This window comes from Tardiphaga robiniae (genome assembly GCF_001618955.1).
GTDB lineage: Bacteria > Pseudomonadota > Alphaproteobacteria > Rhizobiales > Xanthobacteraceae > Tardiphaga > Tardiphaga robiniae_A.
Genome location: NZ_LVYV01000007.1, coordinates 59,796 through 75,385 on the forward strand (window position 1 = coordinate 59,796; position 15,590 = coordinate 75,385).

The 15,590-nt window shown below is 60.4% G+C and carries 20 protein-coding genes, 1 tRNA gene and 1 other RNA gene; 18 read left to right on the plus strand and 4 right to left on the minus strand.

Annotated features, from left to right (window positions below; genetic code table 11):
* The first annotated feature begins 135 nt into the window (after window positions 1–135).
* From A4A58_RS10740 to A4A58_RS29635, 8 genes are all read left to right on the plus strand, one after another.
* Window positions 136–1,362 (plus strand): tyrosine-type recombinase/integrase, encoded by a 1,227-nt coding sequence (locus tag A4A58_RS10740; protein ID WP_068731754.1) that lies wholly within the window; start codon window positions 136–138, stop codon window positions 1,360–1,362.
* Window positions 1,362–2,090 (plus strand): hypothetical protein, encoded by a 729-nt coding sequence (locus A4A58_RS10745; RefSeq protein ID WP_068731755.1) that lies wholly within the window; start codon window positions 1,362–1,364, stop codon window positions 2,088–2,090. Before A4A58_RS10740 ends, A4A58_RS10745 begins: the two co-directional genes overlap by 1 nt.
* Before the next feature lie 149 nt (window positions 2,091–2,239).
* Complete coding sequence (locus tag A4A58_RS10750) at window positions 2,240–2,467, plus strand: helix-turn-helix transcriptional regulator (protein ID WP_068731757.1); 228 nt, start codon at window positions 2,240–2,242, stop codon at window positions 2,465–2,467.
* A 1-nt stretch (window position 2,468) separates the two neighbouring features.
* A complete protein-coding gene (locus A4A58_RS10755) occupies window positions 2,469–2,777 on the plus strand; it encodes a hypothetical protein (RefSeq protein ID WP_068731759.1) in 309 nt (102 codons plus the stop codon).
* Window positions 2,774–3,115: a hypothetical protein gene (locus tag A4A58_RS10760; RefSeq protein WP_139069827.1), complete on the plus strand. Its 342-nt coding sequence runs from the start codon at window positions 2,774–2,776 to the stop codon at window positions 3,113–3,115. The genes A4A58_RS10755 and A4A58_RS10760 overlap by 4 nt, the downstream gene beginning before the upstream one ends.
* 16 nt (window positions 3,116–3,131) lie before the next feature.
* Window positions 3,132–3,275, plus strand: coding sequence for a hypothetical protein (locus A4A58_RS31820; protein ID WP_158005670.1), 144 nt, complete (start codon window positions 3,132–3,134; stop codon window positions 3,273–3,275).
* 82 nt (window positions 3,276–3,357) lie between these two features.
* On the plus strand, window positions 3,358–3,840 hold the full coding sequence (locus A4A58_RS30260) for a hypothetical protein (RefSeq protein WP_139069828.1): 483 nt from the start codon (window positions 3,358–3,360) through the stop codon (window positions 3,838–3,840).
* Complete coding sequence (locus A4A58_RS29635) at window positions 3,837–4,586, plus strand: PP2C family protein-serine/threonine phosphatase (protein ID WP_081421816.1); 750 nt, start codon at window positions 3,837–3,839, stop codon at window positions 4,584–4,586. The genes A4A58_RS30260 and A4A58_RS29635 overlap by 4 nt, the downstream gene beginning before the upstream one ends.
* 407 nt (window positions 4,587–4,993) lie before the next feature.
* On the opposite strand, the gene A4A58_RS10765 is transcribed toward A4A58_RS29635, so the two are convergent.
* A tRNA-Ser gene (locus tag A4A58_RS10765) sits at window positions 4,994–5,083 on the minus strand.
* Between the two features lie 167 nt (window positions 5,084–5,250).
* Here A4A58_RS10765 and A4A58_RS10770 point away from each other — a divergent pair.
* A complete protein-coding gene (locus A4A58_RS10770) occupies window positions 5,251–5,601 on the plus strand; it encodes a hypothetical protein (RefSeq protein WP_068731763.1) in 351 nt (116 codons plus the stop codon).
* A 38-nt stretch (window positions 5,602–5,639) separates the two neighbouring features.
* Window positions 5,640–5,992, plus strand: a transfer-messenger RNA (tmRNA) gene (gene ssrA, locus A4A58_RS10775).
* An 81-nt stretch (window positions 5,993–6,073) separates the two neighbouring features.
* Here the strand turns inward: ssrA and A4A58_RS10780 are convergent.
* Together A4A58_RS10780 and A4A58_RS10785 are read right to left on the minus strand one after the other, a co-directional pair.
* Window positions 6,074–6,313, minus strand: a complete 240-nt coding sequence (locus A4A58_RS10780) for a hypothetical protein (protein WP_068731765.1) — start codon at window positions 6,311–6,313, stop codon at window positions 6,074–6,076.
* A gap of 381 nt (window positions 6,314–6,694) precedes the next feature.
* Window positions 6,695–6,949, minus strand: a complete 255-nt coding sequence (locus A4A58_RS10785) for a hypothetical protein (RefSeq protein WP_139069829.1) — start codon at window positions 6,947–6,949, stop codon at window positions 6,695–6,697.
* A gap of 236 nt (window positions 6,950–7,185) precedes the next feature.
* Here A4A58_RS10785 and A4A58_RS31640 point away from each other — a divergent pair, with 236 nt between their 5' ends.
* The 8 genes from A4A58_RS31640 (at window position 7,186) to A4A58_RS10820 (ending at window position 14,850) form a co-directional block, all read left to right on the plus strand.
* Window positions 7,186–7,308, plus strand: a complete 123-nt coding sequence (locus A4A58_RS31640; RefSeq protein ID WP_283804893.1) for a hypothetical protein — start codon at window positions 7,186–7,188, stop codon at window positions 7,306–7,308.
* Window positions 7,309–7,553: 245 nt separating this feature from the next.
* Window positions 7,554–8,489, plus strand: a complete 936-nt coding sequence (locus A4A58_RS10790) for a septal ring lytic transglycosylase RlpA family protein (protein WP_068731769.1) — start codon at window positions 7,554–7,556, stop codon at window positions 8,487–8,489.
* A gap of 197 nt (window positions 8,490–8,686) precedes the next feature.
* On the plus strand, window positions 8,687–9,871 hold the full coding sequence (locus A4A58_RS10795; protein ID WP_244499731.1) for a D-alanyl-D-alanine carboxypeptidase family protein: 1,185 nt from the start codon (window positions 8,687–8,689) through the stop codon (window positions 9,869–9,871).
* A 1-nt stretch (window position 9,872) separates the two neighbouring features.
* Window positions 9,873–10,559: a dTMP kinase gene (gene tmk / locus A4A58_RS10800; RefSeq protein WP_068731773.1), complete on the plus strand. Its 687-nt coding sequence runs from the start codon at window positions 9,873–9,875 to the stop codon at window positions 10,557–10,559.
* Complete coding sequence (locus A4A58_RS10805; RefSeq protein WP_068731775.1) at window positions 10,556–11,602, plus strand: DNA polymerase III subunit delta'; 1,047 nt, start codon at window positions 10,556–10,558, stop codon at window positions 11,600–11,602. Before tmk ends, A4A58_RS10805 begins: the two co-directional genes overlap by 4 nt.
* 72 nt (window positions 11,603–11,674) lie before the next feature.
* Complete coding sequence (metG, locus tag A4A58_RS10810) at window positions 11,675–13,240, plus strand: methionine--tRNA ligase (protein WP_068731777.1); 1,566 nt, start codon at window positions 11,675–11,677, stop codon at window positions 13,238–13,240.
* A 9-nt stretch (window positions 13,241–13,249) separates the two neighbouring features.
* Window positions 13,250–14,056 carry a TatD family hydrolase gene (locus A4A58_RS10815; protein WP_068731779.1) on the plus strand — a complete coding sequence of 269 codons (807 nt, stop codon included), beginning with the start codon at window positions 13,250–13,252 and terminating at the stop codon, window positions 14,054–14,056.
* Entirely contained in the window at window positions 14,053–14,850 is a 798-nt protein-coding gene (locus A4A58_RS10820; RefSeq protein ID WP_068731781.1) for an MBL fold metallo-hydrolase, read from the plus strand. The genes A4A58_RS10815 and A4A58_RS10820 overlap by 4 nt, the downstream gene beginning before the upstream one ends.
* Here A4A58_RS10820 and A4A58_RS10825 read toward each other — a convergent pair.
* Window positions 14,831–15,517, minus strand: coding sequence for a hypothetical protein (locus tag A4A58_RS10825; protein WP_068731783.1), 687 nt, complete (start codon window positions 15,515–15,517; stop codon window positions 14,831–14,833). The two genes, A4A58_RS10820 and A4A58_RS10825, sit on opposite strands and share 20 nt — an antisense overlap.
* Between the last annotated feature and the right edge of the window lie 73 nt (window positions 15,518–15,590).

Here is a 15,590-nt window from a genome sequence, read left to right on the forward strand (position 1 = left end):
TGACGTCCAGCGCAATCCCAAGAAATCTAGTTATCCCCATTTAACAGGCACTTATGGTCGCCTGTTCGTCCACCGACGTCTTGCGAAAACCCACGACATCCCACATATTTTGTGGGGTGAAATGTGGGGTGCTAAATGGGCGGACCGACCGGGATTCAAATTCGCAGGAAGCATCCTGACAAGGCGCTGAACGTCCTCGCCATCAGGGCGATCGACAAGCCCGGGCGTTACGCCGATGGCAACGGTCTCTATCTCAAGGTCGACTCATCCGGTGCGAAACGCTGGGAGCTCCGCACCGTGGTGCGGGGCAAGCGCTGCGACATCGGTCTCGGCGGTCTCAAGGCGGTGACCCTGGCGGAAGCCCGCGAGCAGGCTCGGAAGTACCGCGCCATGGCCCGCAATGACGAAGATCCGCTCGCCGAGAAGCGCCTCGCCCGAAAAGTGGTACCGACGTTCCGGGTCGCGGCCGAGACAGTCCATAAGGCCCACGCAAAAGCCTGGAAGAACGCCAAGCACGGCGATCAGTGGATCAATACCCTCAAGACCTACGCCTATCCGGCATTCGGCGACCGCCGAATTGACCAGATCGACACCCCCGAAATCCTGAAAGCTCTGTCACCGATCTGGCTCACCAAGCAGGAGACGGCCCGGCGGGTGAGGCAGCGGATCGGCACCGTCCTGGACTGGGCGAAGGCTGCCGGTTTCCGCTCCGGGAACAATCCCGTCGAGGAGATCAGCAAGGCGTTGCCGCGGCAGTCAGAGCGGAAGGGGCATCACGCAGCCATACCCTATGCTGAGGTGCCGGCCTTCGTACGCGGGCTCGCGGGCGCGGACGTTGCAACCATTCCGGATCTTGCCTTCGAGTTCCTGATTTTGACGGCAGCGCGCACCGGCGAGGTGTTGGAAGCCAGATGGGAAGAGATCGACCTCGATCAGGCAGCCTGGACGATACCGGCCGGCCGGATGAAGGCGGGCAGGGAGCACCGTGTGCCCATGGCGCCGCGCTGCATTGAGCTCCTGGCACGCGCCAAACAGTTGGCCGCCGGCAGTGCCTTCATCTTCCCCGGCCGCTCCGGCAAGAAACCGATGTCGAACATGGTGCTGCTTATGGCCATGCGCAGGCTGAAGTCGCCCTTTACCGTGCATGGCTTCCGGTCCGCGTTTCGGGACTGGGCCTCGGAACGGACCAACTTTGCACGTGAAATTTGCGAGGCCGCGCTGGCCCACATTGTAAAGGATAAGACCGAAGCCGCCTATCGGCGCGGCGACTTGTTTGAAAAGCGGCGCGAGCTGATGGATACATGGGCAGCGTTTGTTGCGTCCGCTAACGCAGACATCGTTCCGTTACGCCGGATAGGCTAGTGGACGACGTTGACCTGGAGTTCCTGTTGATTTCGGAAGCGGTAGAGCGCCTCGAAGCTGGCATGTTTGGTGGCGCAATCACACGCTCCGAACCGGTCAAAGAGCTGAAGCAGAGAGCGACGCGGCTATCGGTGGGATTTGGTCCTCAAAGGGACGCAGCTGCGTCGGGTATCCTGAGGGCAATGCTGGAGGACGACTTGCCAGTCTATGTCATCGCGCGATCGATCCCGGACGAAAATTGCAGATGGCTTGTCGTACCTGTCGAGGTTCTCCAACTCATGCCTAGAGTCCGCGGTGGTCTGCCGGACCATCCGGTACGTCAACCCATCAGCTTACTTCGCAACAAATTCATCGTCCCCGAACTATTCGCGGCGCTTGCAAGCTCGGCATTGCACCTAAAACGAAGCGAATTTGAAGCCTGGTATGGCAAGCAGAAGAGCTTGCGGCGTTGGCTATCTCAACGGACGAGTAAAAAGCCGAGGGTCGGTAGACCCTCGAAGCAAACCGAACAGGTATTGAACTTAATCCGGGCGCTGGTCGCCGAAGATAAATGGGCTGCACCCCTCGGCATCGCCAAGTTGACGAAGTTGCTGGCTTCTAAAGGCGAGTTTCTTCGCAACACACTTCGTCGCGCAGTGGACCAGCTTTATCTGGAAACGGGAGATCCTAAGTACCGGATCATCGCTCGCAAGCGTGCGAAATCGACCTCAGCTGGCGAGCCCACTTAGTGCAAAACTCTCCGTTTTTATGTTGGCAACAAGCGACACAACTTGTTGTTCTCAAATCGTAATTTAAAATTACTTGGATCGGGCCCGATTGGTAGGTCTGCCGCAAACAAGAATGAGCAATCGCTAACCTCAGCCAAGGAGGTACAGCGATGTCCGACACGAAATCGTCCCCACGTTCCGACGTCTGGTCCCAACGCACCGGCTACGTGCGCCTCGCCGACATTCTGGCGCCGGCGGGACCACTGCCGATCGGCCGAAGTACCTGGTGGCAGGGGGTTCGCGACGGGCGCTATCCCAAGCCGGTGAAACTCGGTCCGCGCATCACCGCGTGGCGCGTGGCCGACGTCCTCAAGCTCATTGAGCAGGGTGTGTCCTAGCATGAGTATGCTGGAACATCGTCGCAACGAAGAGGACACACGTCCGACACGTACGAAGATTGAGCTGATCGCTACCAAGCGAGCGATCGCTATTGGCAAGCTGGTAGAATTTGAACGGCAGTGCATGCGACTGGCCCACTTGATCGCTGAGGGGGGCATCGACCGGGCAGATGCCGCCGATGGGCTGTTCGATGCCGCCGAGGCGAACGGCCTGATCGAGGTCCATGGCCAAGATCACATCCAGCTGCGTGTTGCCTCGGCCTTCGAGCTGGTCGGACTCGAATTGGCATTCAAGGGGAGGGCGACATGACATCGTCGTCCGATCTAGTGCGTAGCGGGCCAAACGATGCCGGCACCGGCAAATTCCTAAGAAATTGCATATTTGGAGAAACCGGCAGGCCATTGCCGGTCCTCGCCAGCGCGTTGGCCATGTTGCGAAACGTGATGCCGGATACCTTCGGTTACGACGAGATGGCTCGGACCGACCTGTTGATGCAGCCGCTCGACGGCAGCCACGAGTTTTCACCCCGACCAGTTACCGACGTCGATGTAGGTGTGGTTCAGGAACGTTTCCAGCGTCTCGGTTTGAAGCGCGTTAGCCGGGACGTGATGCACCAAGCGATCGAGAATGGTTCACCGAGATATTAAACCTCGCAATGTCCTCATGGACACTCTTGGTACACCAAAGCTTTCAGACTACGGCATAGCGCGTGATTATTCTCGAGTAGTGAGTTCCTATAGCGCACCGCCGCTTCTCTCCGATTCAGGAATATGTCCTTCGTGCGCTCGGTGCTGGTCTTGCTTCTGATGAACTATCGGGGTTTCTTGGGCTCGAGACGAACATAATCAACGGTACCGTTACACAACTTGTGTCGGACCGGCTTGCCCGTGTGAATCTGCCTGAGGCCGATTCAGAAGCCTCCAAGGAGTACGTATTAACGGATGTCGGCACCCAAGCCCTTGAAGACGAAGGTATAGCTGTTCCGGTTGAAGACCAATTTCAGGTTTTCTTTGACGGGATACATCGATTTCCAATTGATGTTTCTCAGGACCAGATAGCCTTGCCTCGAGACACTGACTCCGGGTTGTTGGTTGAACTACCTGCCATTCCACCAAACAAACCAACAGTTGGCGATCTAAAGGTAACGGACCTTCAGCGAATATTAGTTCAACAAAGCGGTGGGCGGACAGAATTCGGCAAAGATTTGATATCACTCAAGCGAATATCAGACGATCAAACTATGCTCGTGTCTAACCGTCCGTTTTTGAGCAACAATGGTCGGATTAAAACGTTCGAACAGTACAGCGGATATTTCGTGCAGGACGCGGAGTTAACCAGAGCCTACCTCGACCGTGTGAGGCCAGCTAAATGAACAAACCAAATGAATCGGGCATCGCATTTATTGCGTATTCCGGTCGAGGATTGGTACGTGCTCACAATGAGGATTGTGTATCCGTTGATGGCGAGCCGCTAGAATGCGAGCGGATTCAGCAGCGGCGCCTTACAGAAGCGGAGGACCATCTAATTGTTGTAGCCGACGGGATGGGCGGGCACGTTAGAGGCGAATTGGCTAGTCAAGTGACCGTTCAAGTCATTGGTAATCTTTGGAGGAGCCGTCGTCCGCATTTTGAACCGATCGAAGCTACTCGGGCCGCCAATCGCGCTATCTATGATGCAATGGGAAATAATCCCACCTTACGCGGAATGGGGGCCACAGTTGTTGGCGCTCACATCAATTCAACTAGAGTCACATGGTTTAACCTTGGAGACAGCCGAGGCTATGTCTTTAGAGGCAACGGACTTACGCAATTCACGACAGATCATGTCCCAAGAGGTGTGACGGGGACGAGCAGAAGCCGCAGCCACAGCATCACTCAATCTGTTGGCGGCGGATACAATCTGATCGACGTCTGGCCTGCTGCGGGAGTTCTGGATGCACGCAGAGGTGATCTCTTTTTGTTTTGTACGGACGGATTAACTGATGCCGTTCCAGATGAGATGATCAATCAGCTTTTGGCGTGTTCAAAGTCATTGCTGGATGCTGCGAAGGCTCTGGTCCGAGCTACCGAAGAAAATGGCGCTCCAGACAACATCAGTTTGGTGTTGCTCCAGACATGAAATTCGTCTCGGCTCGTGCCTCGGACATAGCGCTAAGCTGCTCCAGGTTTGATGGACACCAAGTTCGGGTATTTCTAAAAATTGGATGGGGGAATGCAGGACGAAAATTGAGCCGAGAGGAACGGTCGACGGAATCTGGCTTGGGGGCGGGCTCGGAGTGTCGGTCGCGCAACTCGGGCCAAGCCTTGGGATCCATGTCAATGCATTGCGCAAATGGGGGAAGGTATCGGCGCTGACCCAATGCGAGCTTTCCCTTGCCGGACATAGGAGAGCGGATCAGGTTGATTGAATTCGAAACGCTCGATTTTACGGGGGCGAGGAGCACTATCTAATTGTGGGGCAGAATGTGGGGTGCTTCACAATGCCGCCCTAATAAATAAACAAAATCAATTATTTAGAATGATACATGGCGGAAAGGGTGGGATTCGAACCCACGGTACCCTTGCAGGCACGGCGGTTTTCAAGACCGCTGCCTTAAACCACTCGGCCACCTTTCCGTCGTGGGACAGCGCTTAGCAAAGCGGCCTGCCGAGGGAAAGAGAGGATTGCGCCGGGGCGGCTGTCCGGGGCTGAAATCATCGACGCGGGTGTTTTTCCTGGGCTGGTCGGTGCCGGACGCCGGGCGTGCTAACAAGGCCTGACGATTCTGAGGACGGAGACCATCATGGCAAACCCGACACCGCGCGCCGACGCCTTGCGTGCGATGCGCGAGGCCAAATTCGAAGCCGCGCAGCGGCTGATCAAGGAGGCCGGCAAGGCCGCCGCGCCTGCGGAGAGCAAGCCTGCGCCTGCGGCGAAGAAGGTGGCTGCCGCGAAGCCGGCTGTTGAGGTTCTGGCGGTCGAGACGCAGGGTTCGGGGCCTCAGGCTGCGGACGTGCCGCCGGTCGAAGCTCCGGCTGCCGAAGCCAAACCCGCAAAGATCAAGGCACCTAAAGAAAAGCCGGCCAAGGCGGAGGCGGCCAAGGGCGCTGCCAAAAAGACCGCCACCAAAAAGAGTTCCGCCAAGAAGGACTAGCGGCCAGCGGCATTCCGCCCGGAAAGCAGGGCGGACCGAGCCTAGATTTCGCCTGAGATCGCGCCTATATCTGGTTCGTCGCAAGACGATGGCGCTGAACCTCTCAATGGACTGCGGGCAGACCCGGGGGCAGTACCCGGCGCCTCCACCTCAGCAGCTCGCGATCTCATCCAGGTGAGGTCGATTTCGCCGGACGGTGAAATGCACGGGCTGCTCAGGCGGGGGCGAAACAGGATCGATGGCCGCGAAGAAGTTGTGAATTGTGCTCGGCATGATACCGCCGTTATCGGGTCAAAACCTAAATGCAAACGATAACGTTCGCATGAACGAAGTGCGCCTCGCGGCGTAACCGTTCGGGGTAGGTCCACCTTGCAACAGAACGGCCATGGCCGCGTCAACCTTCGGGTTGGCGCGGCTTTTAATTTGCCCAGGCTTCTGGTTTGCGGTGTCGGAGAATGGCGCTTCCGTGCGCTCAGTGCCTGGTCTTGCCGGCCTGCAAGAACGGCTGCCGCGCATTTTCGTGTTTCTGATAGAGTTCGAGCCAGCGCCGGTCTTCGGCATGGGCCCATTGTTCGAGCGAGATCCCAGGCGGGCGGCCGTGACCGATAGTGCCGTCGAGGCGGGTGAATTCCGCAGTCTCTTCCACGGTCAGCCCGATCAGCACCCGGATGCCCTGGTCATTCAACTCATAGCTGTCGTCATCGTCGATCATGCCGGCAATTGAGCAAGGCTGCAGGTGCGGTCAATGCAATTACCGGTTTAACCTAACCAATCAACCTTATCGGCAGCATGTGCGTCTGATAATTGGTAGCTATCCATCGTCACGATGCGATGGTGCCCCGCTTTGCTGCCAGCTCACTCCGCGTTACCACGAAGCGTCGCGCGCCGAGGCGATGCTTGCCGTGGACGCACAAATTATAGCCGAAGCCACGACGCAATTTTAACAGAATGCATGCTCACATTCAGTGTCGTTCGGTCGATGCAATGGAGCAGGCAATGGCCCGCAATTTCGGCGTTCCCCGACAGTTCCGCCCACGGGCACAGGCGTCCGCCTGGCCGCTATGGGTGATGGCTTTCGCAGTCGTTGCCGTGATCAATGCAGCGACCTTCCTTCCCCACTAGCGGGAGCAGGCGGCTGATCACTCGGCGCTGCATTCGGCAGGCGCCACGACGCGAGCACATAAAGCTTCATGCTGTTGCGGAAGCGCGATGTGACGGCGGTAAAGATCGCTTGGGGATATTCGGCCCAGATGGCGATCTGGTAGAGCGTCACGATGAGATGGCCATCGCGAAACCTGTACTCTCCGGCGCCGGTGATCCCGCCGCAGTCCGTCCTTGAAACGTCCATCTCCATCCCCAAAATCCCGCCGCAAGAGTCCCGCCAGGAATCGCGTCAGCGCGTTCTGCTATCAGATCAAGATCGTGCGCGATCGTTCAACTAACAAAAAGTTGAAATCGGCCAAGGTGGGTCGCGGAAATTAATCTCCGTTAGCGGCGGGCCACAAATTCAAACCAAACGGCGGCGGGGATTTTAAAAATCACTTGGTATTGCTGTGCCCAACGAGAATGCCGGGGGGCTTTGTGGTGATCGAGACCTTGTTGTTGTTGAGTGTTGTTGCCGGTGTCGGCGGCCTGTTGGTGCAGGTCTATCGCTGGCGTCAGGACGTGCTGTACGGCCCGTATATCCGCCGCGAGTGGCGGGATTGATCGTGCACGGCGCAACTTGAGGGAGAACACCGCGCGCCGCGCGGTGTGTGCAGCGCGAGATGATCACCCGTTGTGCGGGCCAAAATACGACATCCTCTGTTTACCATAGCGTGGCTCTCCCCATTTCCGCCGCGATCCGGCTGCGATATATTCACCACTTGATGCGGAAGTGGGCCGCATCGGGAATTTTGGCCGTGGGGATGCCCGGAGATGGGCAGGCGGTCGCTGGAATGGTATTGGGGCGTATGGGGATTCGTGGGTCAAACCGACTCGGCCAGGCTGTTCAGGCAGCAGCGGCCATCAGCGCCTGCCTGACGCTGGCCAATTGTTCGTCCTCCACCACCAGCTTCAGCCGCGTTGATCCGAAATATGGCGTCTCGAGCAGTCCTCGGGTCGTCGGGATGGGCGAGCCGGTTCCCAAGGGCGGCGGCACCTACCGTATCGGCAAGCCCTACACCGTCGCCGGCAAGCTCTATGTGCCGGAAGAAAACATCAATTACCGCGCTGAAGGCATCGCCTCCTGGTATGGCGACGCATTTCATGGCCGTCTGACAGCGAATGGCGAAGTGTTTGACATGGCCTCGCTCACCGCGGCGCATCCAACGCTGCCGATCCCGAGCTATGCCCGCGTGACCAACGTCTATAACGGCAAGTCGCTGATCGTTCGCGTCAACGATCGCGGTCCGTATCACGGCAACCGCCTGATCGACGTCTCGAACAAGGCCGCCGAACTGCTCGAATTCAAGGGTAACGGCACCGCCAAGGTCCGTGTCGAATATGTCGGCCGTGCGCCGCTGGAAGGGTCGGACGACCGCCAGCTCGTTGCCACGCTGCGCACCGGTGAGCCGGCACCGTCGCCATCGCTGGTGCGCGTCGCCTCGGCGCGCTCTTTCGTGCCCGACATGCAGGGTGGCCGCGTCGTCTCCCGCGATGTTCCTCTGCCGGAGGGTCGCCCGTATTCGCTCGGCAATACCTCGGCCGATGTGGCGTCGATCCGTTCGACGTCGGAAATGTCGGCGTCGAGCCGCATGCGCACGGCATCGGCGCCGCGGATGACCGAGAACCATCGGGCGGTGTCCTATGAGAGCAACGCCGCATATGCTGCGCCTGCCGAGCCGGATGACGGCACGGTCGATGCGCGCGGCGCTCAGGCCATCCTGTCCGGCCGCGGTCTCTATTAAGCCGGTTCGTCCTTCACGACCGACACCAGACGGGCGCAGCATGGCGCCCTGATCCGCGTTGCACCTTGCCGCGTTGTTTGCCTCCGTTGATCCTGTTAAGACCAGAGCACTCAGGACAGCACATGGCATCTGGCTCCATCCCCTCGAAACGACCGCAATTCGCCGCGCGGAGCTGGCGGACGCTGCTGGCTGCCCTGATGACGTTTGGCATCGTCCTCGGCCCAACAGCGCAGGCTGCGAACCAGAGCGTGCAGGGTGCCAAGAAGGTCGTCGAGGACGGCGGCTACGACACCGATGCGCCGACCGCGATCCTGATCGAGGCCGGCTCCGGCAGCGTGCTGTTCGAGAAGAATGCCGATGAGCTCCGCGCGCCCTCCAGCATGATGAAGCTGATGACCGTCGAACTGGTGTTCGACGCGCTGACCCGCGGCGACATCAAGCTCACGGACGAATATCGCGTCAGCGAGAATTCCTGGCGCAAGGGCGGCGCGCCGGCCGGCGCGTCGACCATGTTCGCTGCCATCAACAGCCGCGTGCCGGTCGCCGATCTCTTGCGCGGGGCCATCATCCAGAGCGGCAACGACTCTTGCATGATCCTGGCGGAGGGCATCGCAGGCGGCGAGGCCGCCTTTGCCGAGAAGATGACGGCACGGGCGCGTGCGCTGGGCATGCCGAAATCCACCTTCGCCAATTCCAACGGTCTGCCGGACCCCGGCAACAAGATGACGGTGCGCGAGCTTGGTCTGCTCGCCCGCCACATCGTTCGCACCTATCCGGAATTCTACAAGTTGTTCGGGGAGCGCGAATTCACCTGGAACAAGATCCGTCAGCAGAACCGCAATCCGTTGCTGGCGACGCTGGACGGCGCTGACGGTTTCAAGACCGGTTACACCAAGGATGGTGGCTACGGCATGGTCGGCTCCGCCATCCGCGACGGCATGCGTCTGATCGTGGTGATCAACGGTCTGGACGATCCGGACGATCGGGCGACTGAAGCGAAGAAGCTGCTGGAATGGGGTTTCAAGAATTTCGAGGCGCGCACGCTGTTTGCGGCCGACCAGACCGTAGGCTTCGCCAAGGTGTTTGGCGGCGAGAGCCGTTCGGTCGCGCTCTCGGCCAAGGAGCCGGTCAAGGTGATGGTGCAGAAGAACGGCACCGACAAGCTGATCGCTCGCATCGTCTATAAAGGCCCCGTGCGTGCACCCATCGAGCCCGGTCAGCCGGTCGGCGTGATCAAGGTCTGGCGCGGCGCCAATATCGCTGTCGAGACGCCGCTCTATACGGCGGCGGCCGTTGGCACCGGATCGACCATGCGGCGCGCCGTGGACGGCGCCGGCGAGCTGGTGATCGGACTGTTCCGCGCCGGCGCCGAGAAGCTCTGACATGGCGGATACGCACACCACACCGCCGCCGCGCGGCCGCTTCGTCAGTTTCGAGGGCGGTGAGGGCGCCGGCAAATCAACGCAGATCAAGATTCTGGCCGATCGGCTCGAGGCCGAAGGCAAGCGCGTCATCGTCACCCGAGAGCCCGGCGGCTCGCCCGGCGCCGAGATCATCCGCCATGTGGTACTGTCCGGCATGGGCAAGCTGCTCGGCCCCGAAGCCGAAACGCTGCTGTTTGCCGCGGCGCGCGACGATCATGTCCACGCGGTGATTGCGCCGGCGCTGGAGCAGGGCATCTGGGTGCTGTGCGACCGTTTTTCGGATTCGACGCGGGCCTATCAGGGCCGGCTCGGGCATGTCTCGCCAGAACTGCTCAATGCGATGGAGCGCGTCACCATTGGACGGCTCAAACCGGATCTCACCGTCATTCTCGATATCCCGGTGTCGATCGGCATGCGACGCGCAGCAGCGCGGCGTGGCAATGATGTGCCCGACAGGTTCGAGGCCGAGGGCATCGCCTTTCATCAGGGGCTGCGTGACGCGTTCCGGCAGATCGCAGCCGATGAACCGCAACGCTGCGTGCTGATCGACGCCAATGCAGATCCAAAGATCGTATCGAACAATATCTGGGGCGTGTTGCGCCGACGCCTTCTGACGCCGTCGAACCACGAGGTCACTTCGGCATGAGCGCAAAGTCATCAGAGCAAACGATTTCGGTTCCGCATCCGCGCGAGACGACCGCGCTGTTCGGTCATCAGGGTGCCGAAGCCACGCTGCTCAATGCCTATCGCGGCGGCCGCGTTCCGCATGCCTGGCTGATCGGCGGCCCGCAGGGCATCGGCAAGGCGACCTTGGCCTATCGTATGGCGCGTTTCGTACTGGCGCATCGCGATCCCACATCACCGCAAGTGCAATCCGCAACATCGCTCGGTCTCGATCCGATGCATCCGATCGTGCGCCAGGTCGCCGCCGAATCCCATGGCGGTTTGTTGACACTGGAACGCTCGCTCAACGACAAGGGCGTGATGCGCACGGTCATCACCGTCGATGAGACCCGGCAGACCGTGTCGTTCTTCGGCTCGACCGCCGCTGTCGACGGCTGGCGCGTCTGCATCGTCGACACCGTCGATGAGCTGAACGCCAATGCCGCCAACGCGCTGCTGAAGGTGCTTGAAGAGCCGCCGTTGCGTTCGCTGTTCCTGCTCGTGACACATGCGCAGGCGCGCGTGTTGCCGACCATCCAGTCGCGCTGTCGCAAGCTGGCGCTGCGTCCGCTTTCCGTTGCCGACGTGACCCGCGCCACGTCGCAGGCCGCCGAGATCGAAACCAGCGATCCGTTGCTCAAAGAGGTCGCTGAGGCCTCCGAAGGCAGCGTGTCGCGCGCTCTGAATCTGCTCGGCGGCGGCGCGCTGAAACTGCACCAGCGCACCGCCTCGCTGCTGGATACGCTGCCCCATGTCGATCCGCGCGAACTGCATGCTCTGGGCGATGCGCTGGGGACCAGCGACCGTGTCGCGCTCGGCGCCTTTGTCGACAGCGTCGACCGCTGGATCGGCGAGCGCATGCGGGCCGATGACGCCAATGCCAACGCCAATCTGCCCCGCCTTGCGCGGCTGGCGGAGGTATGGGAAAAGATCAACCGAGCCGCGCGCGAGACCGAATCCTACAATCTCGAGCGAAAACCGCTGGTTTTCTCGGTGTTTGGACTGCTCGCGGAAGCAACGCGCTGATCGCTGCGAGACTGGTTTCAGCCGATCCGCGCTTCACCAAGATCGTCTTATTCAAGGTCCGTAAAGTCAGCCATGACATCTGCAACCGATGCAACCCGACCGGCGTATTTTCTGACAACGCCGATCTTCTATCCCAATGGCGTGCCGCATATCGGTCATGCCTATACGGTCATGGCGACCGACACGATTGCCCGCTTCCAGAGGCTCGACGGTTACGACGTTCGTTTCCTGACTGGAACGGATGAGCATGGTCTGAAGATGCAGCAGACCGCCGTCAAGGAAGGCCTGACACCGCTCGAACTTGCCGACCGGAATTCTGCGCGTTTTCGCGAGATGGATGCCGCGCTCAACATTTCCTATGACGACTACATTCGCACGACGGAGCCGCGTCACGAACGCGCCTCGCAGGCACTCTGGGTCGCTCTGGAGAAAGCCGGCGCTATCTATCTCGACAAATATGCCGGCTGGTATTCGGTTCGCCAGGAAGCCTATTTCGACGAAGCGGAAACAACGCTCGGCGACGATGGTGTCCGGCGTGAGCCGCTGGGTTCGCCGGTCGAGTGGACCGAGGAGGAAACCTATTTCTTCCGTCTGTCCGCGTATCAGGACAAGCTGCTCGATCTGTATGCGCGTGTTCCGGATTTCGTGTTGCCGCGCGAGCGCCTCAACGAAGTGACGAGTTTCGTGAAGGGCGGCCTGCAGGATCTGTCGATTTCGCGAACCACGTTCGATTGGGGCATCAAGGTGCCGGGTGCGCCCGGCCATGTGATGTATGTCTGGATCGATGCGCTGACCAACTACATCACCGCGGCCGGCTATCCCGATGTCGATGGCGAAAGCTTCAAGCGCTACTGGCCTGCCAACCTGCATGTGATCGGCAAGGATATCGTTCGCTTTCATGCGGTGTACTGGCCTGCATTCCTGATGGCTGCAGGGGTCGATGTCCCGCATCGCGTCTTCAGTCACGGATTTCTTCTCAACCGTGGTGAGAAGATGTCGAAGTCGGTCGGCAACGTGGTCGATCCGATCGACATGGCCCAGCAATATGGCGTCGATCAGATGCGCTATTTCTTCATGCGCGAAGTCTCGTTCGGGCAAGACGGCAGCTATAATCACGAAGCCATCGTCAACCGCACCAATGCGGACCTCGCCAACGATCTCGGCAATCTCGCGCAGCGTTCGCTGTCGATGATCGCCAAACAGTATGGCGGCGTGCTGCCGGAGCCGGGTGATTACAGCGACAACGACAAGGCGATCCTGGCGCAGGCGGACGGCATGCTGGAGCTCGCGCGTACCGCGATGGCAACGCAGCAGATCCATCAGGCGCTGAATGCAATCTGGGCCGTAGTGGCCGAAGCCAACCGCTATTTCGCGGGCGAGGCGCCGTGGGCGCTCGCCAAGACCGATCCGAAGAAGCAGGCCACGGTGCTCTACGTGACCGCCGAAGTCGTGCGGCAGGTCGCGATCCTGGCACAGCCGGTGATGCCCGCGTCCTGCGCCAAGCTACTCGATGTGCTTGGCATCCCCGATGGCGAACGCGACTTCACGGCATTGGCCAACCGCATCAAGGCCGGTACGCAACTGCCGACACCGACCGGCGTATTCCCGCGCTATGTCGAGCCGCCGGCTGCGAGCTGAGTTGACGTGATGCTGGTCGATAGCCACTGCCATCTCGATTTCCCCGACTTCGCCGAAGACCTCGACGGCATCGTCGCGCGTGCCGAAGCCGCAGGCGTCGGCAAGCTCGTGACCATCTCGACGCGGGTGCGCCGCCTGCCGGCGTTGCTGGCGATCGCCGAGCGCTTCCCGAACGTCTATTGCTCGGTCGGCACCCATCCGCACAATGCCGACGAGGAAGACGGCATCTCGGCGGAAGAGCTGATCGAGCTGACGAAGCATCCAAAGGTGATCGCACTCGGCGAGGCAGGGCTCGATAATTTCTACGAGCACGGCTCATCAGGCGCGCAGGAACGCGGCTTTCGCGCCCATATCGCCGCAGCACGCGCGACAGGATTGCCGCTGGTGATTCATACCCGAGAGGCCGACGAACAGTGCGGCACCATTCTCGAAGACGAGATGGCCAGAGGTGCGTTCAAGGCCGTGCTGCATTGCTACACCGGCGGGCGCGAACTCGCGATGAAAGCGATCGATATGGGCCTGTCGATCTCCTTCACCGGCATCATCACCTTCAAGAAATCGCAGGAGCTGCGCGATCTCGCGGCCGAGCTGCCCGCTGATCGCATCATGGTCGAAACCGATGCGCCATATCTCGCGCCCGGCAAATGGCGCGGCAAGCGCAACGAGCCATCCTATGTGGTCGAGACGGCGAAGGTGCTCGCGGAAACGCGAGGTGTGTCCCTCGAAGAACTGTCGCGGCAGACCACAGAGAACTTCTTTCGCCTGTTCAGCAAGGCATTCGCCGAGAGCTCGCCTGGCACTGGCGAGCCGGCATGACGCTGGTGCTTACCATCCTCGGCTGCGGCTCGTCGGCCGGTGTGCCACGCCCGGCGCTGGGCTGGGGCGCCTGCGATCCCGCCAATCCAAAAAACCGTCGCCGTCGTTGTTCGATGATGGCGGAGCGGATTGGGCCCGAGGGCGTCACGCGCGTTGTCATCGACACCTCGCCGGACCTGCGCGAGCAGCTCATTGACGCTGATGTCGATGACATCGATGCGGTGTTCCTGACGCATGAGCATGCGGACCAGACCCACGGCATGGACGACCTCCGCTCAGTGGTGGTGAAGCGCCGCAAGCGTATCCCGGTCTATATGAACGCCTCGACGGCGACTGATATCATGCTGCGCTTTGGCTATTGCTTTCAGTCGCCTCCCGGCAGCGACTATCCGCCGATCCTCGATCGCCTCAGCATCGAGGCCGGCGAGAGCCGAACCATCACGGGGAGGGGCGGCGACCTCACGCTGACACCGTTCCTAGTCCAGCATGGTAACATCCCGGCGCTCGGCTACCGCATCGACAACACCGCCTACACGCCCGACCTCAACGACATTCCGCCGGAGAGCTGGCCGGCGCTGGAAGGTCTCGATCTCTGGATCGTCGATGGCCTGCGCTATACCCAGCACCCCAGCCATTTCAGCCTGAGCGATGCGCTGTCATGGATCGACCGCTTCAAGCCAAAGCGCGCAGTGATTACCAACATGCATGCGGATCTGGATTACGAGGTGGTGCGCAAGAGCCTGCCAGACGGCGTAATTCCGGCCTATGACGGGATCAGGCTGACAGCGGAGTAGATTGAGCCGCGAGTTTTTTCATGGCCGCATTTTCGCGGATCACTTCACCAGCCTCTGAGCTGTGCAAAGCTATCTCTGCGGCGATCGAGCGGCCGAGAATTTGCTGATCGATATTGCCAAACCGACCAGGCACGAGACGTCCCAGCCAACTGACCCAGACCGGCGTATGAGCATTGCCGACAATAATGCCGGGGCGAAAGATGGCGAGCCGGGTAAAACCAACCTTGCGCACCGTGTCTTCCTTCATGCCCATGACGCGGACATAGCGGAACCGGCTTTGGGCTGTGCTTCCTACCGCGGAAAGCAGACAGAACTGGGCGATTCCGGCGTCATGGCAGCCACGCGCAAAGCCACCGACAACACCGAGTTCAAGTTGTTTCAATTCTTCTTCGCTCCAGCGTATCGATCCGGAACCGACACCCACACAGCTCACCGCGCTGACCGGGCCCTGGCTCAGGACTTCGCGAGCAAGGACGGCCGTGCGCTCGGCAAAGCCGGCATGGCCGGTATCGAGAACGAGGTTGCGTACCCGCGGTCGCGCGGCGATGGGCTTTCTGGTGACCATCACCACTTCCCGACATTCCGGAAGCGCGAGCAACTCCGCGACGGCTGCACCGCCAACTTGCCCGGTCCCGCCAAGAATGATTGCCGCGAAGTTCTGAGTCATGGATGGCGATCCGGAATGAAGGACTTGGCTTGGTGTGCTTCGCTCCACCCTATCAGTCGTCATTGCGAGCGCA